General features: G+C 55.5%; 16 protein-coding genes. 10 read left to right on the plus strand and 6 right to left on the minus strand.

What is annotated here, in order from left to right:
- Nucleotides 1-102 precede the first annotated feature (102 nt).
- Complete coding sequence (gene cirA / locus AAH446_RS09850; protein ID WP_342906539.1) at nucleotides 103-2,070, plus strand: catecholate siderophore receptor CirA; 1,968 nt, start codon at nucleotides 103-105, stop codon at nucleotides 2,068-2,070.
- Nucleotides 2,071-2,267: 197 nt separating this feature from the next.
- Here the strand turns inward: cirA and fghA are convergent, their stop codons facing one another.
- Genes fghA through ptrR form a run of 3 tightly spaced genes read right to left on the minus strand, consistent with a single transcriptional unit; the run spans nucleotide 2,268 to nucleotide 5,223 of the window.
- Nucleotides 2,268-3,107, minus strand: coding sequence for an S-formylglutathione hydrolase (fghA, locus tag AAH446_RS09855; RefSeq protein ID WP_342906540.1), 840 nt, complete (start codon nucleotides 3,105-3,107; stop codon nucleotides 2,268-2,270).
- A 12-nt stretch (nucleotides 3,108-3,119) separates the two neighbouring features.
- On the minus strand, nucleotides 3,120-4,244 hold the full coding sequence (locus AAH446_RS09860) for an S-(hydroxymethyl)glutathione dehydrogenase/class III alcohol dehydrogenase (protein WP_342906541.1): 1,125 nt from the start codon (nucleotides 4,242-4,244) through the stop codon (nucleotides 3,120-3,122).
- Nucleotides 4,245-4,299: 55 nt separating this feature from the next.
- Nucleotides 4,300-5,223: a putrescine utilization regulator PtrR gene (ptrR, locus tag AAH446_RS09865; protein WP_342906542.1), complete on the minus strand. Its 924-nt coding sequence runs from the start codon at nucleotides 5,221-5,223 to the stop codon at nucleotides 4,300-4,302.
- A gap of 126 nt (nucleotides 5,224-5,349) precedes the next feature.
- On the opposite strand from ptrR, the gene AAH446_RS09870 reads away from it, so the two are divergent.
- The 7 genes from AAH446_RS09870 to mglC all read left to right on the plus strand — a co-directional run bounded on the left by AAH446_RS09870 (nucleotide 5,350) and on the right by mglC (nucleotide 13,674).
- Complete coding sequence (locus tag AAH446_RS09870) at nucleotides 5,350-6,486, plus strand: YbfB/YjiJ family MFS transporter (protein WP_342906543.1); 1,137 nt, start codon at nucleotides 5,350-5,352, stop codon at nucleotides 6,484-6,486.
- Between the two features lie 125 nt (nucleotides 6,487-6,611).
- On the plus strand, nucleotides 6,612-7,277 hold the full coding sequence (folE, locus tag AAH446_RS09875) for a GTP cyclohydrolase I FolE (RefSeq protein ID WP_342906544.1): 666 nt from the start codon (nucleotides 6,612-6,614) through the stop codon (nucleotides 7,275-7,277).
- Nucleotides 7,278-7,368: 91 nt separating this feature from the next.
- Nucleotides 7,369-8,550 carry a DUF418 domain-containing protein YeiB gene (gene yeiB, locus AAH446_RS09880; RefSeq protein ID WP_342906545.1) on the plus strand — a complete coding sequence of 394 codons (1,182 nt, stop codon included), beginning with the start codon at nucleotides 7,369-7,371 and terminating at the stop codon, nucleotides 8,548-8,550.
- Nucleotides 8,551-8,679: 129 nt separating this feature from the next.
- Entirely contained in the window at nucleotides 8,680-9,720 is a 1,041-nt protein-coding gene (gene galS / locus AAH446_RS09885) for an HTH-type transcriptional regulator GalS (RefSeq protein ID WP_342906546.1), read from the plus strand.
- A gap of 314 nt (nucleotides 9,721-10,034) precedes the next feature.
- Nucleotides 10,035-11,030, plus strand: coding sequence for a galactose/glucose ABC transporter substrate-binding protein MglB (gene mglB / locus AAH446_RS09890; RefSeq protein WP_342906547.1), 996 nt, complete (start codon nucleotides 10,035-10,037; stop codon nucleotides 11,028-11,030).
- Nucleotides 11,031-11,123: 93 nt separating this feature from the next.
- A complete protein-coding gene (gene mglA / locus AAH446_RS09895) occupies nucleotides 11,124-12,644 on the plus strand; it encodes a galactose/methyl galactoside ABC transporter ATP-binding protein MglA (RefSeq protein ID WP_342906548.1) in 1,521 nt (506 codons plus the stop codon).
- Nucleotides 12,645-12,663: 19 nt separating this feature from the next.
- Nucleotides 12,664-13,674, plus strand: coding sequence for a galactose/methyl galactoside ABC transporter permease MglC (mglC, locus tag AAH446_RS09900; protein WP_342906549.1), 1,011 nt, complete (start codon nucleotides 12,664-12,666; stop codon nucleotides 13,672-13,674).
- 96 nt (nucleotides 13,675-13,770) lie between these two features.
- Here mglC and AAH446_RS09905 read toward each other — a convergent pair whose 3' ends face one another.
- Together AAH446_RS09905 and AAH446_RS09910 are read right to left on the minus strand one after the other, a co-directional pair.
- Entirely contained in the window at nucleotides 13,771-15,732 is a 1,962-nt protein-coding gene (locus tag AAH446_RS09905; RefSeq protein WP_342906755.1) for a glycoside hydrolase family 127 protein, read from the minus strand.
- 32 nt (nucleotides 15,733-15,764) lie between these two features.
- A complete protein-coding gene (locus AAH446_RS09910; protein ID WP_463322802.1) occupies nucleotides 15,765-17,150 on the minus strand; it encodes an MFS transporter in 1,386 nt (461 codons plus the stop codon).
- Nucleotides 17,151-17,452: 302 nt separating this feature from the next.
- On the opposite strand from AAH446_RS09910, the gene AAH446_RS09915 reads away from it, so the two are divergent.
- Nucleotides 17,453-18,268, plus strand: coding sequence for an AraC family transcriptional regulator (locus tag AAH446_RS09915; protein WP_342906550.1), 816 nt, complete (start codon nucleotides 17,453-17,455; stop codon nucleotides 18,266-18,268).
- A 9-nt stretch (nucleotides 18,269-18,277) separates the two neighbouring features.
- On the opposite strand, the gene sanA is transcribed toward AAH446_RS09915, so the two are convergent.
- Nucleotides 18,278-19,006: an outer membrane permeability protein SanA gene (gene sanA, locus AAH446_RS09920; protein ID WP_342906551.1), complete on the minus strand. Its 729-nt coding sequence runs from the start codon at nucleotides 19,004-19,006 to the stop codon at nucleotides 18,278-18,280.
- Nucleotides 19,007-19,394: 388 nt separating this feature from the next.
- Here sanA and AAH446_RS09925 point away from each other — a divergent pair, with 388 nt between their 5' ends.
- Entirely contained in the window at nucleotides 19,395-19,622 is a 228-nt protein-coding gene (locus AAH446_RS09925) for a hypothetical protein (RefSeq protein ID WP_342906552.1), read from the plus strand.
- The last annotated feature ends 43 nt before the right edge of the window (nucleotides 19,623-19,665 follow it).

The raw sequence follows: 19,665 nt of genomic DNA on the forward strand, positions 1-19,665 counted from the left end.
ACAATACCGGAAATAATGAGCGGAGATCACTCCGCCGTTTTCATGTGAGCAAATTAAATTATCCATGTATTAAGAGCGCTTTTATACCTCAAGGAGAATTATATGTTCAGGTTGAATCCCATTGTACGTTGTGGACTTTGCGCGTCCGCGCTCGCCTTTACTTTTTCGGCGGCGGCGAATGAGTCCGGGACGAATGAAGATACGCTGGTGGTGACGGCTTCTGCCGTCGAAGTGAATCTGAAAGATGCCCCTGCCAGCATCAGCGTCATCACCGCCGAAGATATTCAGCGCAAGCCGGTGCAGAATCTGCGGGATGTCCTGCGCGATGTGCCCGGCGTTCAGCTCACTAACGAGGGCGACAACCGCAAAGGCGTGAGCCTGCGCGGTCTGGACAGCAGCTATACGCTCATTCTGATCGACGGCAAACGCGTCAACTCGCGCAACGCGGTTTTCCGCCATAACGATTTCGACCTGAACTGGATCCCCGCCGATGCCATTGAGCGCATCGAAGTTGTACGCGGCCCGATGTCTTCCCTGTATGGTTCAGACGCGCTGGGCGGCGTGGTGAATATCATCACGCGTAAGGTAGGCAAAGCCTGGCACGGTACTTTGAGCGCGGATACCACGGTGCAGGAGCACCGCGATCGCGGCGACAGCTATAACGGCAACTTTTTTACCAGCGGGCCGATTATTGACGGTCTGCTCGGCGTGAAGGTTTACGGCAGCCTGGGCAAGCGTGAAAAAGACGAACAGCAAACGTCTTCCACCTCTGACAGCGGCCTGTCGCCGCGTATTGAAGGCTATACCGCCCGTGACGGCAACGTCGAGTTTGCCCTGACGCCTACCGACAATCAGGATATGACGTTCGGCTACGGCTTCGATCGCCAGGATCGTGATTCAGACTCGCTGAATAAAAATCGCGTTGAGCGGCAGAATTACGCTATTGGTCATGATGGACGCTGGGACTGGGGCAATACCGAGCTGCGCTTTTACGGCGATCGCGTGGATAACTACACTGGCGGTGACAATATCGTCGCCAAAAATAACTCGCTGGACGGAAAACTGATTCTGCCGCTGGGCGACTATAACCAGCTGCTGACCTTTGGCGGTGAAGCACGCCACGATAAGCTGGAAGATCCGCTCAACCTGCAAGGCAGCGGCAGCACTTCAGCCAGCCAGTATGCGCTGTTTGTGGAAGACGAATGGCGGATTTTCGACTCGCTGGCGCTGACGACCGGCGTGCGCATGGACGATCATCAGACCTATGGCGACCACTGGAGCCCGCGCGCCTATCTGGTTTACAGCGCCACCGATACGGTGACGGTGAAAGGGGGCTGGGCAAACGCCTTTAAGGCGCCGTCGCTTCTGCAACTCAGCCCCGACTGGCAGTCTAACTCCTGCCGCGGCGCCTGTTCCGTTGTCGGCAGTAAAGATCTGAAGCCGGAGACCAGCGAAAGCTTCGAGCTGGGCATCTATTACGCCGGTGATGAAGGATTACTGGATGGCGTAACCGGCAGCGTCACCGCGTTCCAGAACAATATGGACGATATGATCAATATCGCGCGTACGCCGAATGCGGCGCTCGCGCCGACCTACCCTAACTTCGTTGGCTTTAACGAGAGCGGCAATCCTGTATTCCGCTATTACAACGTGAATAAAGCGCGCATTACGGGTGTGGAAACCGAGCTGAAAATCCCGTTCTCAGAAGCCTGGAAGCTGACGCTCAATTACACCTATTCCGACGGGCGTGATTTAAGCGATGGCGGCAACAAGCCGCTGCAAGAGCTGCCGCTGCATACCGCAAACGGTACGGTCGACTGGACGCCGCTTCAGGACTGGTCGTTCTACCTGCAGGCCAACTACACCGGCCAGCGTCGTACGCTGAATGATGATGGCGTCACGCCGGGCGGCTATATGCTCTGGAACACGGGCGCAAGCTGGAAGGTGAACAAAGCCGTGAAAATCAGGGCAGGCGTGCTGAATCTGGCGGATAAAGATCTGAACAGGGACAGCTACAGCTATAACGAAGATGGCCGCCGCTACTTTGCGGCCGTGGACTACACCTTCTGATAAAAAGGCTGGGATTCCAGCCTTCAGACGGCTGATGAAGCTGAAGCACGGGGGAGAGGGGCAGAAAAGTAAAGCGTGCCACGCCATGGACGGCGTGGCCCGAACTGTCAGGGATGACGCTTTTTGTGTCTTTACGATCTGCCCCTCTCCCCTGTGCCGGCACCTTCAGGCGGGGATCGGAGGGGCCTTTGGCTCCGTTACGCCAGATAGCGGGCGTGAAAGCGCAAATGGTCATCCACAAAGCTGGAGATAAAGAAGTAGCTGTGATCGTAACCGGGCTGAATGCGAACGCTTAGCGGAAACGCCTTCTCCCGGGCGATCGCTTCCAGCCTCTCCGGATGCAGCTGATCGGCCAGGAACTGATCGCTGTCGCCCTGATCGATCAGCAGCGGCAGCGGGTGCGTTGCCTGACGCATCAGCCAGCAGCTGTCATACTCGCACCACGCCTGTTGATCGTCGCCAAGATAGGCGCTGAAGGCTTTCTGTCCCCAGGGAACTTCCGCCGGATTGACGATGGGGGCGAAAGCGGAGGCCGAGGTGAATTTTTCCGGATTGCGCAGCGCCAGCATAAGAGCGCCATGTCCGCCCATTGAGTGGCCCATGATCGCCTGACGATCGCTGACGTTAAAGTTATCAGCAATCAGCGCGGGCAGCTCATCGCTGATGTAATCGTACATGCGGAAATGACTTTTCCACGGCGCCTCGGTAGCGTTCAGATAAAATCCGGCACCCTGACCCAGATCGTAGCTTTCATCATCCGCCACCGCGTCGCCACGCGGACTGGTATCCGGCATCACCAGAATCAGCCCCAGCTCCGCCGCGGTACGCTGCGCGCCGGACTTGGTCGCGAAATTTTCGTCGCTACAGGTCAGCCCGGCGAGGCACCAGACCACCGGCGGCGGCGTTTCCTGCCGGGGCGGCGGCAGGAAAATGCTGAAGGTCATCTCGCAGTTCAGCACGACCGAGCGGTGACGATAGCGCTGCTGCCAGCCGCCAAACTGGCGATGTTCCTCTAAAAGCTCCAGTGTCGATGCCATTCATCCTCCTGATTATTTGCTGAAATGCACAACGGAACGGATCGATTTGCCTTCATGCATCAGGTCAAAGGCGTCGTTGATCTCTTCCAGCGGCATGGTGTGCGTAATAAAGTCATTAAGCTGGAATTCACCATCCATATAGCGCTGAACGATGCCCGGCAGTTCAGAACGTCCCTTGACGCCGCCAAACGCGGAGCCGCGCCAGACGCGACCGGTCACCAGCTGGAAAGGCCGCGTGGAAATCTCTTCGCCCGCGCCCGCCACGCCGATAATGACTGATTCACCCCAGCCTTTATGGCAGCACTCCAGCGCGGAACGCATCACGTCCACGTTACCGATACATTCGAAGGAGAAGTCCACGCCGCCGTCGGTCATATCGACAATCACTTCCTGAATCGGCTTATCAAAATCTTTCGGGTTGATCAGATCGGTCGCGCCCAGCTTGGTGGCGAGATCGTATTTACTGGTATTGATATCAATGCCGATGATGCGGCCTGCTTTGGCCATTTTTGCCCCGATAATGGCCGAAAGACCGATGCCGCCCAGGCCGAAGATCGCCACGGTATCGCCTTCTTTCACTTTTGCGGTATTCATTACCGCACCCATACCGGTGGTGACGCCGCAGCCGAGCAGGCAGACTTCTTCCAGCGGGGCCTCTTTACCAATCACCGCCAGAGAAATTTCCGGGATAACCGTGTATTCGGAGAAGGTTGAGGTGCCCATGTAGTGGAAAATAGGCTTGCCGTCTTTATAGAAGCGGGTAGTGCCATCAGGCATCAATCCTTTGCCCTGAGTGGTGCGGATCGCCTGGCAAAGGTTGGTCTTGCCGGACAGGCAGAATTTACATTTTCCGCACTCCGGGGTGTAGAGCGGGATCACGTGATCGCCCACCGCCACGCTGGTAACGCCTTCGCCAACGGCTTCAACGATACCGCCGCCCTCATGGCCGAGGATCGCCGGGAAAACGCCCTCGGGATCTTTGCCCGACAGGGTATAAGCATCGGTGTGGCAAATGCCGGTCGCCACGATGCGCACCAGCACTTCGCCCTTCTGCGGCGGCATCAAATCCACTTCTTCAATCTTTAACGGCTCGCCGGCGGCCCAGGCGACAGCGGCGCGAGTTTTGATCATCTGCATAACGACTCTCTTTTATTGTAAAGTGGCCCGGCAACGTTATTTAAGTAACGTCCGGCTAGGGTGAAACGTGCTGCTTGGTAGTGAATGTGGGACGCAGATCGTCATGCTCTGACGCCGCATCGGTCTGTTCAATAATAAGATATTTCAGCGCTTCTACATTGGGCGTAAAGGCATCGCGACGCCAGACCAGCCAGGTCGCCGCGTCGCTGACCGCTTCCGGCAGCGCGTGACGCAGTATGCTGCTGCTGGCCGGCAGCTGGTCGAGCACCGATTCCGGCATCAGCGCCAGCCCCGATCCGCTGGCCACGCAGGCCAGCATGGCGTGATAGGACTGAATCTCCATAAAGCTGCCGGGCTGCGCACCGCCGCTGCGAAACCAGGTTTCCAGACGAAGGCGCCAGGCGCAGCCGGAGCGGAAGGTGAACAGCGTTTCGCCCGCAGCATCCGCGGGGTGAAGAACAGGGGCGTGGTCGCGGCTGGAGATCAGCACCAGCTTCTCGCGAAAGGCCACGCAGCTGTTCAGCTCATCAGCGGCTGCCGGCCCGTCGGCCAGCGCGGCGGCAAGCTTCCCTTCGCGGACCTGCTTTATGATTTCGGCGGAAGTGCCGGTCACCAGCGATAGCGCAACGTCCGGATAACGCTGATGGTAGGCGGCAAGCAGCAGGGGAAGGTGCGTCGCGGCACTGCTTTCCATCGAGCCGAGCGCAAAATGCCCGCCGGGCTCGCCGCTCTGCGCCATGCGCAGCGCTTCATCACTCAGCGCCAGAATACGCTGGGCATAACAGAGAAAATTATGGCCCATCGGCGACAGGCGCAGGCGCTGCTTTTCGCGGATAAAGAGATCGGTGCCCAGCTCCTGCTCAAGCTGCCGCAGCCGCGTCGTCAGGTTAGACGGCACGCGATGCAGCACCTCTGCGGCGCGCGCCAGCGAACCGGTTTCGGCCACCAGGCAGAACATTTTCAGCTGGGTTAAATCCATCTGTTCTCTTTTTGTCAGCAAGTTGGTGAGGATTATTCACTTTTCGAAAGTGTAACCATCCCGCATGATAGTCGCAACCGTTTATCACAATGAATCTCCGGTCAGGAAGAAAGAGGTGAGCAAAGTATGGCTTTTCGCGTCGCGCTGAGTGCATTTTTAACGCTGGTGGTGGCCATGGGGATCGGGCGCTTCGCCTTCACGCCTCAGGTGCCGCTGATGATTGCTGAACATCAGCTTACGCTGACCAGCGCAGGCGTGGTGGCCGCCTTTAACTACCTCGGCTATCTTTGCGGCTCTTATAACGCCATGCGCGCCACCCGGCACGTTGAATGGCGGCTTCAGGCGGGTCTCTGGGGAGCGGTAGGGCTGACGCTGCTCTCCGCCTGCCTTACCGGCCCCTGGCTGCATGGCGTTCTGCGTTTCTTTATTGGCTGGGCCAGCGGCTGGGCGATGGTGCTGGTCGCCGCCTGGAGCAACGATCGGCTGCACCGGCTGGGACGGGCAGGGCTGAGCGCCGCGGTATTCGCCGGTCCCGGCACCGGGATTTTCATCAGCGGCATGCTGGCCGTGCTGCTGCACAGCCAGAACGTTACCGCGGGCTGGGCGTGGCTCGCCTATGGCCTGCTGGCGCTTCTTCTGGTCCTGCCGGTTGTCCGCTATCTGCCGCGTCGGGGAGAACTGCACCGGCCCGAAACGGCGCCGGAGCCGCTGGTGCTGACGCCCGGTTTAAAAAAGTTGGTATGGAGCTACAGCCTGGCCGGGTTTGGCTATATTCTTCCGGCAACCTTCCTCTCGCAGATGGCGGCGGCCCGCTTCCCTGACAGTCCCTTCGCCCAGTTCGTCTGGCCCGTCTTTGGCGGCGCGGCGGTTATCGGCATCGGTCTGGGCATTCTCTCCCGCCGCACAGGCAGCTCCAATGTGCGTCTTGCCATAACGCTCTGGGCGCAGGCCGCCGGCGTCTTTTGCGCGGATATCGTTCCCGGCCTGACAGGACTGGTGCTGGGCGCCATTCTGGTGGGCGGCGGCTTTCTCAGCGTGGTGCAGCTATCCCTCCAGTATGGTCGCGAACTTGCGCCGCGCCATACCCGCTATCTGGCCGGTCTGCTGACCACCGGCTATGCGGTAGGCCAGCTGGTGGGGCCGATGCTTTCCGCGCTCTCCACCTCCCTGACGCACCGCCTTGAACCGGCGCTCTACGTGGCGGGCGTTGGCCTGCTGATCGCCGGCGCGCTGGTATGGCGACGCGACCCGGCGGCTGAATGAGATCGTTTCACCTGGGTTTAAATTGATTCACTGGATTAACGCGGCGTTGTGTACCAGAATAGCGCCTCAGAATTAGTGCCGGTCCCGCTGGGATCGGTAAGTCACCTGTTGGAGAAAAGATCGCCATGGCTACGTTAAGTCAGGAAGCCGCACTTGTTCACGAAGCGCTGGTCGCTCGTGGGTTAGAAACCCCGTTACGCTCGCCTGCGCGTGAAATGGATGACGAAACGCGTAAGCGCCTGATTGCGGAGCATATGACCGAAATCATGCAGCTGCTGAACCTCGACCTGGCCGATGACAGCCTGGTGGAAACGCCGCATCGCATTGCCAAAATGTACGTTGACGAGGTGTTTTCGGGTCTCGATTACGCCAACTTCCCCAAGATCACCGTCATCGAAAATAAGATGAAGGTGGACGAAATGGTAACGGTTCGCGAGATCACGCTGACCAGCACCTGCGAACACCACTTTGTGATTATCGACGGTAAGGCGACCGTCGCCTATATCCCGAAAGACACAGTGATTGGCCTGTCGAAGATTAACCGCATCGTGCAGTTTTTCTCTTCGCGTCCGCAGGTGCAGGAGCGTCTGACCCAGCAGATTCTGGTGGCGCTGCAAACGCTGCTCGGCACCAATAATGTGGCCGTCTCTATCGATGCAGTGCACTACTGCGTGAAGGCGCGTGGCATCCGTGATGCGACCAGCGCTACCACAACCACCTCGCTGGGCGGCCTGTTTAAGTCAAGCCAGAATACCCGTCAGGAATTCCTGCGCTCGGTACGCCATAACTGATTATCCGGCCGGTTCGCCATGCGCGCAGCCGGCGTGAAGCAGCAACGAGCGCCGCGACAGCGGAAAGATTGACTGGATACGGGAAAGCGTCATGCCGCGCATTCATACGCTGGATTTTATTCGTGGATTAGCCGTTCTGGGGATCCTGCTGCTCAATATTGTGGCTTTTGCGCTGCCCAGTGCCGCTTACCTCAATCCCGCCTGGCAGGGGAGGGCGACCTCAGAGGATGCCTGGACGTGGGCCGTGCTCGATCTCTTCGCCCAGGTCAAATTTCTTACGCTCTTTTCGCTGCTGTTTGGCGCAGGCTTACAGATGCTGCTGCCCAGGGGCAAGCGCTGGCTTCAGGCGCGCCTGACCTGGCTGGTGCTGCTGGGCTTCTGCCACAGCGTCTTTTTCTGGACCGGCGATATCCTGTTTGATTACGGGCTGATCGGTCTGGTTGCCTGGCGCATGATCCGCGATGTTCCTTCCAGCCGGCAGCTCTTCAATACCGGCATATTGCTCTATGTCGTCGGCAGCGGCGTACTGATCGTGCTGGGTATGGCTTCCGGCAGCCAGCCCAACAGCGCCTGGCTGCCGGGGCCCGCTCAGGTGCAGTATGAAACCTTGTGGAAAACCGGCGGCGGCTGGCTCGCCGTTCAGAACCGGCTGAATATGTTTTCATCGGGGCTGCTGACGCTGGCCGCACAGTACGGCTGGCAGCTTGCCGGGCTGATGATGGTCGGTGCCGCCCTGATGCGCAGCGGCTGGCTCAAGGGTAACTACAGCGTGCAGCACTACCGCCGCAGCGCCCTGGTGCTGATCTCCGTTGCCTGGCTTATCCAGATCCCAGGCATTTATCTGCAATGGGCTTCTGGCTGGGATTTCCGCTGGGCGGGCTTCTTTCTTCAGGTACCGCGCGAAATCGGCGCGCCGCTGCAGGCCGTGGGCTATGCGGCGCTCTGTTTTGGTTACTGGCCGGCGCTTTCACGGCTGAAAGTGACACGGGCCATCAGCTGTACGGGCCGGATGGCGCTGAGTAACTATCTGCTGCAAACCCTGATCTGCACCACGCTGTTCCATCAGTTTGGCTGGTTCAATAAACTGGATCGTCTACAGCTGCTGGCGCTCGTTCCTCTTATCTGGCTCATCAATCTGCTCTTCTCGCTAATATGGCTACGCTATTTTCCACAGGGCCCGGTGGAATGGCTGTGGCGAAAGCTGACGCTGCTTGGCGGTGGTCAGCCACTCGATAGCACCGACAGTAAGAATGATATGCGTCACAAAGGTTAAATAATTGTATGTAACCGTTTTCATGACTGTGACGTGATTCACGTAGTCCCGCCTTTACCCCTGCCAGAATAGCCGCCAGGCACACTGCGTCTGGAAGAGTTATGCACATTTTATTAAGAGCGAGCGATCATGATTACCATCCGTGATGTGGCGCGGGAGGCGGGCGTCTCCGTTGCCACCGTCTCACGCGTGCTGAATCAGAGCGCTGCGGTGACGCCGGAAACGCGCGATATGGTGTTACATATTGTTGATACGCTGGGCTACCGGCCCAACGCCAATGCGCAGGCGCTGGTCACCCAGGTCAGTGACACGGTTGGCGTGGTGGTAATGGACGTTTCCGATCCCTTCTTTGGCGCGCTGGTGAAAGCCGTGGATACGGTGGCGCAGCGCATGCACAAACATGTTCTTATCAACAACTCCTACCATCAGGCGGATAAAGAGCGCCATGCTATCGAAGTGCTGATTCGTCAGCGGTGTAACGCGCTGATTGTCCATGCGAAAGCCTTAGGGGATGCCGAACTTGCCTCGCTGATGGAGCAGGTGCCCGGGATGGTGTTAATTAACCGTACCCTGCCAGGCTATGCGCATCGCTGCGTCTGCCTGGACAACGTGAGCGGCGCGTTGATGGCGACGCGGATGCTCCAGCAGCAGGGACATCAGCGCATCGGCTATCTCGCCTCAAGCCATCCTATTGAAGATGTGGATCAGCGGCGTCAGGGCTGGGCCCAGGCGCTGGCTGAGCAACATCTTGTGGTACCGGAGAGCTGGATTGCCGCAGCGGAGCCCGATCTTCAGGGTGGCGAAGCGGCGATGGTGGAGCTGCTGGGGCGCAACCTGCAGCTGACGGCGATATTTGCCTATAACGACAGCATGGCCGCCGGCGCGCTGGCCGCGCTGAAGGATAACGGCATCGCTATCCCACAGCACGTTTCGGTGGTCGGTTTTGATGATATCCCCATCTCTCGCTATACCGATCCTCAGCTCACAACGGTACGTTATCCTATTGTTTCCATGGCGAAACTGGCGACCGAACTCGCGCTGAAAGGCGCGGCTGGCCTGCTTGATGAGAACGCCACCCACTGTTTTATGCCGACGCTGGTACGTCGTCATTCCGTGGCTGTCCGGCAAAATGTGGCACCCGTCACTAACTCAACCGATACCGCCATGTAACCGTTTTCAAATTGTGAGTAAATTCACAGTTAATTAACATCGCCTTCTCTATGATGGCAGCGACTTAACGGATGTGAAACATTATGTAACGCGGTTCAGTCCCCCTGGACCGCCGGTTTCCTGCCCGATGAAACAGTTTTTAACACAGCTTTCTGGAAGCGTTGCCGTACAGGGATAGTCGGGTTTGGTTTTAACAAATAATCGGCTCTGCGACACGTTACACCAACATTTCGCCCCGCCGTCAATATAGCGCCGCCATGCTCCTGCCCGGAGCAGGGCGCTGAGAACGACCCTACAAAAAAACCGGAGATACCATGAATAAGAAGGCTTTCACGCTCACAGCCCTGGTTGCCAGCATGATGTTTGGCGCAACGGCTCACGCTGCCGACACCCGTATCGGCGTGACTATCTACAAATACGATGACAACTTCATGTCCGTCGTGCGCAAAGATATTGAGAAAGAAGCGGAAAAAACCGACGGCATTCAGCTGCTGATGAACGACTCCCAGAACAGCCAGTCAACCCAGAACGATCAGGTTGACGTACTGGTAGCCAAGGGCGTGAAGGCGCTGGCGATTAACCTGGTTGACCCGGCAGCGGCGGCGGTCATTATCAGCAAAGCAAAATCGAACGATATTCCGATTGTGTTCTTCAACAAAGAGCCGACCGCGAAAGCGCTGGCCAGCTATGACAAAGCCTACTACGTGGGTACCGATTCCAAAGAGTCCGGCGTTAAGCAGGGTGAACTGATCGCGAAACACTGGAAAGCGACGCCAGCCTGGGACCTGAATAAGGATGGCGTGATTCAGTTCGTGCTGCTGAAAGGGGAGCCTGGCCACCCGGACGCAGAAGCACGTACTAAATATGTTATTGATACGCTGAATAAAGATGGCGTGAAAACGAAGCAGCTGCATCTGGATACCGCGATGTGGGATACCGCCCAGGCGAAAGATAAAGTGGACGCCTGGCTGTCCGGCCCTAACGGCAACAACATTGAAGTGGTTATCGCCAATAACGATGCGATGGCGATGGGCGCGGTAGAAGCGCTGAAGGCACACAATAAATCATCTGTCCCGGTCTTCGGCGTGGATGCGCTGCCGGAAGCGCTGGCAATGGTAAAATCGGGCGCGCTGGCGGGCACCGTGCTGAACGATGCTGAAAACCAGGCAAGAGCCACCTTTTTGATGGCGAAAAATCTCTCTGAAGGTAAAGCCGCGACCGAAGGCACGGACTACAAGCTGGACGGAAAAGTCGTGCGCGTCGCCTACGTGCCGGTCGATAAAGAGAATCTGTCTCAGTTCACCAAATAAATCGTTAACAAACCGGGTGCGGTTCGCCGCGCCCACTCCCGGGCGTGCCGTCGGGTCGGCCCGATGGTACGCCACATTCAGCCAGGTAGAATTATGGGCAGTGATAAAGATCAGCCACAGCGCGAATATCTGCTGGAGATGACTGACGTCAGCAAGTCATTTCCCGGCGTTAAGGCGCTGGATAATGTGAATTTAAAAGTTCGCCCGCACTCTATTCACGCCCTGATGGGTGAAAATGGCGCAGGGAAATCCACGTTATTAAAATGCCTCTTTGGCATTTACAGTAAAGATTCAGGAAGCATCCTGTTTCAGGGGAAAGAGATCGATTTTAACAGCGCAAAAGAAGCGCTGGAAAATGGCGTTTCGATGGTGCATCAGGAGCTGAATCTGGTTTTACAGCGCACGGTCATGGATAACATGTGGCTCGGGCGTTATCCCAAAAAAGGGATTTTTGTCGACCAGGATAAAATGTACCGCGATACCAAAGCGATCTTTGAAGAGCTGGATATTGATATCGATCCGCGCGATAAAGTGGTGACGCTCTCCGTTTCACAAATGCAGATGGTAGAAATTGCCAAGGCGTTCTCTTATAACGCGAAAATTGTGATTATGGATGAGCCAACCTCATCGCTTACGGAAAAAGAAGTTAATCACCTCTTTACTATTATCCGTAAACTGAAAGAGCGTGGCTGCGGTATTGTTTATATCTCGCATAAAATGGAAGAGATATTCCAGCTGTGTGATGAAATAACCATCCTGCGCGACGGCCAGTGGATTGCCACCCAGCCGCTTGAAGGGCTGGATATGGACAAGATCATCTCAATGATGGTGGGACGATCGCTGAACCAGCGCTTTCCTGACAAATCCAACGTGCCCGGCGAAACCATCCTTGAGGTACGTAATCTGACCTCGCTGCGCCAGCCCTCTATTCGGGATATCTCGTTCGATCTTCGCAAAGGGGAGATCCTGGGTATCGCTGGTCTGGTCGGCGCAAAACGCACCGACATTGTGGAAACCCTCTTTGGTATCCGCGAAAAATCTGGCGGGACGATTAAGCTGCACGGCAAAAAAATTAATAACCACAGCGCGAATGAAGCGATCAACCACGGCTTTGCGCTGGTGACCGAAGAGCGGCGCGCCACGGGCATTTACGCTTTTCTGGATATCGGCTTTAACTCGCTGATCTCCAATATCCGTAAATATAAAAACAGTTTCGGCCTGCTGGACAACAGCCGGATGAAAAGCGATACGCAGTGGGTCATTGACTCCATGCGGGTGAAAACGCCGGGGCACCGGACAGCTATCGGCTCGCTCTCTGGCGGAAATCAGCAGAAGGTCATCATCGGCCGCTGGCTGTTAACCTCGCCGGAAATCCTGATGCTGGATGAACCGACGCGCGGTATCGACGTTGGCGCTAAATTTGAAATTTATCAGCTGATCTCCGAGCTGGCGAAGAAAGATAAAGGCATCATTATTATCTCTTCTGAAATGCCGGAGCTTTTAGGGATTACCGACAGGATTCTGGTAATGAGTAACGGCATGGTCGCGGGTATCGTTGAAACAAAATCGACAACGCAAAACGAAATATTACGTTTAGCATCGTTGCACCTTTAATAGGGTAAGGGCTGTTACCATGAAAGCAGTAAATAAGAAAAGTGCGCTCACCTGGCTGAAAGAGGGTGGGATATATGTTGTATTGCTGGTGCTTCTGGCGATCATTATTTTCCAGGACCCGACATTTTTAAGTCTGATGAACTTAAGTAATATTCTGACTCAGTCATCCGTGCGTATTATTATTGCGCTCGGCGTGGCGGGACTGATTGTGACGCAGGGTACCGATCTTTCGGCAGGTCGCCAGGTCGGTCTGGCCGCCGTGGTCGCGGCAACGCTGCTGCAGGCGATGGATAACGTCAACAAGGTGTTTCCACAGCTGGACACTTTACCGATCGCGGTGGTTATCGTCATCGTCTGCGCTATCGGCGGCCTGATTGGTCTGGTTAACGGCCTGATTATCGCCTACCTGAAGGTGACGCCGTTTATCACCACGCTGGGCACCATGATTATCGTGTATGGCATTAACTCGCTCTATTACGATTACGTGGGCGCTTCGCCTATCGCGGGCTTTGACGAAGGATTTTCGACCTTCGCGCAGGGTTTTATCCGCTTTGGCGATTTTAAACTCTCTTATATTACGTTCTATGCCGCTATCGCGATCTTCTTCGTCTGGATCCTGTGGAATAAAACGCGATTTGGCAAAAACATCTTTGCTATCGGCGGCAACCCGGAAGCGGCACGCGTTTCCGGCGTGAACGTGAACTACAACCTGATTCTGATTTATGCGCTCTCCGGTGTGTTCTACGCCTTTGCCGGGATGCTGGAAGCGGGCCGTATCGGTTCGGCAACCAATAACCTGGGCTTTATGTACGAGCTGGATGCGATCGCTGCCTGTGTGGTGGGTGGCGTTTCCTTCGCGGGCGGCGTGGGTACGGTAGCGGGCGTGGTGACCGGGGTGCTGATCTTCACCGTCATCAACTACGGTCTGACCTATATCGGCGTCAACCCTTACTGGCAGTATATTATCAAGGGCGGCATCATCATTTTCGCGGTGGCGCTGGACTCCCTGAAGTACGCCCGGAAAAAATAATTTTCCTTCCATGCCTTAAGGCCAGACGGCTTCGCCGTCTGGCCTTTTTGCTTTCAGGATCAGAAGGAGCCTGGTAATTAATGAATAACGCTAAATTCAGGCTTCATCTATCCAGACCCGCATTTCCCCTTCCCCCCGGTTGGCCCAGCTGAAGTAGGGCACAAAAGTCAGCGTCTGTGGCGTAAAGGATGCCGGGCCCGCATTGAAGCTGTACAGCGGCTGACTGGCTGCAAGGCCAGACTCGCGGCGTTGACCTTCAGTCTGCAATAGCGTTTTGCCGCTTAATAATCCGGTTCCCGCCAGCGTACGGAATGTCGCTTCAGCGGGTAACTGCAGGTTATGCAGTTCAGTACCGTTATCCGCCTGTTCCAGACAATAAACCAGCGGACCACGTTGGATGGCAACCTTGCCCGCGACATGACGCAACAGTGGGTTACCTTTCACTCTGGTAACCGGCATCGGGAGGAGCAGATCCAGGCTATCGCCGCTCTGCCAGCAGCGGTTCAGTCGCAGATAGCCGTTTTGTTGTAATCCTGCGATATCCAGCTTTTCCCCGTTCAGGCTTACCTCTGGTTCGGCGCACCAGTCGGGCAGCCGCAGCCGCAGCGTAGCGCTGAGCGACTCCTCACAATCTACTTCCAGCGTTATCTTCTCATGCCACGGATAGTTGCCGCTCTGTTTCAGTCGCAGGCGTTTACCGCCAATCTCCGTTTCCACCTCGCTGCCAATATACAAATTAATATCAATGCCTTCTGACCGGTGGGTATAAATATAATGGCCGAGCGAAGCCAGCAGACGTGAAATATTGGGCGGGCAGCAGGCGCAACCGAACCAGCGCTGGCGAACAGGTTTAACATGATCATAAATATGATTGAACGGGATGCTTTTCGGATGCACTTCCAGTGGATTAACGTAGAAGAAGTGTTTTCCATCCAGTGCCATTCCAGCCAGTACGGTGTTATACAGCGCACGCTCCATAACGTCAGCGTAGCGGCTGTCCGCCTCCATCTGGAGCATCCGGTTGGCAAACATCATCAGGCCAATCGAAGCGCAGGTCTCGGTATAGGCGGTATCGTTCGGCAAATCGTAATCACAGCTGAACGCTTCGCCGCTGCTTTGAGAGCCAATGGCACCGGTAACATACATCTGCTTCTGCGTCATGTTATCCCACAGCCGCTGGCAGACTTTGCGCTTCTCCTGATCCTGACTGAGCCTTGCGAGATGGGCAACGCCTGCATAGAGATAGACAAAGCGCACGGCGTGGCCGATGGCCGTTTCCTGTAGCGCGACGGGCAGATGCGCCTGGCTATAAGCTTTATCTTTTACCATCCACGCCGGGCCGTAAGTATTCCAGTAGGATGTTTCGCCACGCTTTTGATATTCGATATCGTAGAAGTGCGGTTCCGCACCACGCTGATCAACGAAGTAAGCGGTCAGCGCGAGATAGCGGCGGTTACCGGTCGCTTCATACAGGCGCATTAGCGCCAGTTCTATCTCTGGATGACCGGGATACCCCTTTAACTGATTTTCACCCGGCCCAAATACAGTCGCGATATGATCGGCCAGCTTGCAAACGATGGCCAGCAGCCGTGTTTTCCCCGTCGTCTGCGCATAAGCGACACCCGCCTCAATCAGATGCCCGGCACAATAAAGCTCATGGCATTCCGCCAGATTAGACCAGCGATCCTGGGGGGCTTTAACGGTGAAATAGGTATTAAGATAGCCGTCCGGTTGCTGCACCTTGCCAATCAGTTCAATGACTTCATCGGCGGTTTTCTCCAGTTGAGCATCCGCTGTTTTTGCCAGCAGATAAGCGACCGCTTCGAGCCATTTAGCTACGTCGCTGTCCTGGAAAACCATGCCGTAAAACTCGCCCTCCTGCTGGCCGGCCGCAATACGGAAGTTGGCGATCGCGTGGCTGGGTTCGGCTCCGGCAACGTCGTCATTAAGTGCACGCCACTGATAAGGGATCACCACGTCCTTAACCAGACGCTGGTACGTCAGCCAGAAAGTATCGGTAACGGCGATCTGCTGAAGGGGGATCTCAAGTTGATCCACAGGGGAATATTGCATGGAAGCTCCTTTGTCACTCAGACTTTACTTGCCAGATCGCGGGAGATCCGCACCAGCATGGGTTTATTCAGCTTGCAGAAGTACAGGCATGCGGCCAGCATCATATGAAGTGCAGCAGGTAACAGCGTTTCAAATAAGGTGATGCCATTCAGCGAGGCGGGAGTCTGGTGCTGCTGTCCGGCCTGGTAGGCCACCAGAATGAATATTATGCTAATAATCCCGGCGCTGGAGGCCCAGGCAAGCTTGATAAAAAACAGGTTAAAAGCGAAATTCATACCAGAAGAACGGATGCCGTTTTTCCAGTGGCCGTAATCGTCAGCGAAGGCCATCAGTGAGAAGTGCAGCGGTAGCGTGAAGCCAAGGATCACGCAGTGGATAAAAATCAGCCCAAGCCACAAGTTCTGGTAAGCCTCTCCGGTCGGTACAAACCACAGGAGAGTGGAAAAGGCTGCCAGCACCAGGTTAGTTACCATATACAGCCGTACGCTATCGATCTTTTTGTTCAGCTGGTTAACAATCACCGCGCCAAGGATTGAGGCCAGCGTCACCATGCCGAAGAACATCGAGGCATAGCCCGCACTGCCTTTCAGCACATAAGTGATGAAATACATATAGCCGCCGCCACGCAGGTTAAACACATTGATCAACAGAAAGGACATTAGCAACATCAACAGAAGCTGATCGTTTTTGAGCATGCCACGAAGATGTTCGCGGACGCTGAACTTGCCGAGCATCGTCAGGGGGACGCGCTCACGCACGGTAAAAAAGCACCACAGGAACATGACTACGGCCACGACGCACATCAATCCGACGCCGCGCTGGTAGCCGACGACGGGATCGCCTCTGCCCGCCAGACCGACACACCAGGGCAGCCCCACGGAGACCACAAAACCCGCCACGCCGCAGAGCACAAAGCGCCACGCCTGGCATGACATCACCTCACGATGATCGGTGGTCATGGTGTTGATCAGCGCGCAATAAGGCACGTTGATAGCCGTATAACCGATCGATAGCATAAAATAGGTGACAAATGCCCAGAGGATTTTTGCCTCCATGCCCAGATCCGGCACGGTAAACGTCAGTACGCCGGCGATGCCGATCGGTAACGCGACCCATAATTGCCAGGGACGGAAGCGCCCCCAGCGGCTTTGTGTCCGATCGGCGACGATCCCCATCAGCGGATCGGTGATGGCATCAATGACCCGCAGAGTAATAAATAATGTGCCGACCAGCGCGGGCGTCAGCCCGAAAATATCGGTGTAAAAAAAGGTCAGAAAGTTAGCGATCAGGCAGGTAATAATAGTGCCGCCCGCATCGCCAAGACCATAACCTATTTTTTCGCTTACGGTGATGGGCCTGGTCAGTTCGCTTTCCTGCACAGCTACGCCCTGAATAGATTCCATTTGCATCATTTATTCCCTCTCTTAGTCTGTCTGTAAACAAGCATTAAGGAATGGACGTACTGCGCCATTATTAATATGTCATATACATCGCGTAAACGAGATTCACGACACGGATAAATAGATTTCGTGAGTTAATCTGGCATCTCGTTCATCAGGTAACAAGAGGCGGATTAAGCAGTAATGCGGGACAATTCCGACCTGCTGGGTAATTTGTGAAGTAGATCAAAACGCGGCGCCTGAGCGCCATAATTTATGGGAAATATGCTAAGTTTCAGGCTGTAACCTCTGAAAGGGAAGGGTAAATGCTTTCGTTATCGGTCAGTTTTCCTCTGAAAGTACAGAATGGCGGACTTTTTATTTCACGAGGTCTGGGTACACATCCGACCCGCACGCTAGCCTCTTATGAATTGATCTATGTGGTCAATGGTACACTCGCATTGCAGGAAGAAGATCGACTCTTTCATCTGAATAAAGGGGAAGTTTTACTTTTATTTCCTGGGCGAAAACATCAGGGGATAACTGTATTTGATAAGAAGCTGAAATTTTACTGGCTGCACTTCGATATTTCTCATGTTCAGCAGGAAAGTCCATCATTACAATTAAATATTCCACAGCATTGTAAGGTGCATGATGAAGAAAATTTATTAACCCTGTTTCGTTTATTTTTAAATGAACAAGCACGTAACCAGCAAAGCCCTTCGCTGGAATTACTGCTCATTCTGTTATTACAGGAAATCACTCGCAGCAGTGCCGAAACATCAGCAGCGACCGGCCCGGGCGCGGCGCTGGCCTGGAAGGCGAAACAGCTAATCGCCACGCAGTATCATCTGCCGCTGGGCGCGATGGAGCTGGCGCAGCGGCTGCATTGTAACGTGGATTATCTTGGCCGGGTTTATCGCCAGACGTTCAGCAATACGCTGACGGCAGCATTACATCAGCAGCGCATCATAGCGGCAGAGAAAATGTTGCTGACTGATGCAGCCAGCCTTGCGGAGATCGCATCGCTGTGCGGCTTCAGCGATGTGGCTTACTTCAGGCGAATATTCCGTAAACTTCGTGGCATCACGCCAGCGGCCTGGCGCAAGCGTTACTGTCGCGAGCACATTAATTCAGATTAATGCGCCGGATTAGCCTGGGTGACTCTTCCGCTGTTGCTCAATCTCCAGCAGCTGCTCCGGCGTGACGGCCGGATAGCTCTGGGCATCTTCCGGGATCTCGTAGCGGGCCGGGATTGGCACTAACGGACCCAGGAAGCGCGGTTCACGCTTCATCAGAAACAGGTCGGCCAGCGCACCCAGGCGGGCACCCACTTCACGTACGCGAATGTTCAGCATGTTTTTCGGCGAAGGCACCGCATAGCACTGGGCCTGGATGCCCATATGCAGCGCGATAAACAGCGCACGCTCGCAGTGAAAGCGCTGGGTAATAATGATGAAATCGTTAGTATCAAATACCTTGCGGGTACGGACGATGGAGTCGAGGGTGCGAAAGCCCGCGTAGTCCAGCACGATATCCGAAGCGGGCACCCCGGCGGCAATCAGGTCGCGGCGCATGGTCATCGGTTCATTGTAGCTTTGCAGCGCGTTATCCCCGCTGAGCAGCAGATAATTCACCTTGCCGCTGTTATAGGCGTTAAGCGCGCCCTGTATGCGGTAAAGGTAATACTGGTTAATCCCGCCGGCCCGGTAATATTTCGCGGTGCCCAGCACCACGCCAACCTGCCGGTGAGGCAGCGTCTTGAGATCGTCGTAAACGTAGGGGGCCGTTTTGACGCTTATCCAGCGATCGAGACCGAGCGCGGTCACTACTATCAGCGTCACAATGATAATAAGACCAAATATCAAGCGTTTTATCATGCCGGACGGTGCTCAGACTTGCGGAAAAAGGGTGGCTCAAGGCTACTTTACCTGCGCAGGTGAAGCAAGCCGGGGGGCGTCGTATGATGGGTTTTCGCACAATTTTCAGGGGCGACAGTCCCGCAGGGTAAATGAAAGCGGCGTTAAGACACCGACACGCCGAGCGGGCCTGGCATCCGGGCGCAGTCAGAAGCGACGCTGAGACGGCTTATTGTCGGAGGCAAGCTCAGGAGGCCCTCTGCCGGATGCTGTTTTGGATCTCACTTATGCTGAAAAAGAGACATTCATCGAAACCGCAACGCAGAGATTGTTTTACGATCCCTCCCGGTACGACACGCATTAAGTATTGCGTTTACTCTTTTTCACCGCAATTTTAGATGGAGCTGAAATGAAACTTCTACAATCTTCTGTCCTGTTACTTAGCGTGGCGCTCACGGCTTGTATCTCCACGGATTACGATGCGCGTCAGGATAAACCTGCGATACAGCCGGGTGCCAGACCGATATATTCTGTTGATGACCATGGAAAGCTGAGAAGAGACCGGCGGATGGAGCATGTCCGGGATCGGGGATGCGTGGATAACAGTACGGATTGCGGGCGACCTGCCGGCTGGTAGCCGTCCGAGGTTGGCCCGTCACGGTGCGGGATATCAGACGGGA

This window comes from Erwinia psychrophila (assembly GCF_039023475.1).
In the GTDB taxonomy this organism is placed as follows: Bacteria; Pseudomonadota; Gammaproteobacteria; order Enterobacterales; family Enterobacteriaceae; genus Erwinia.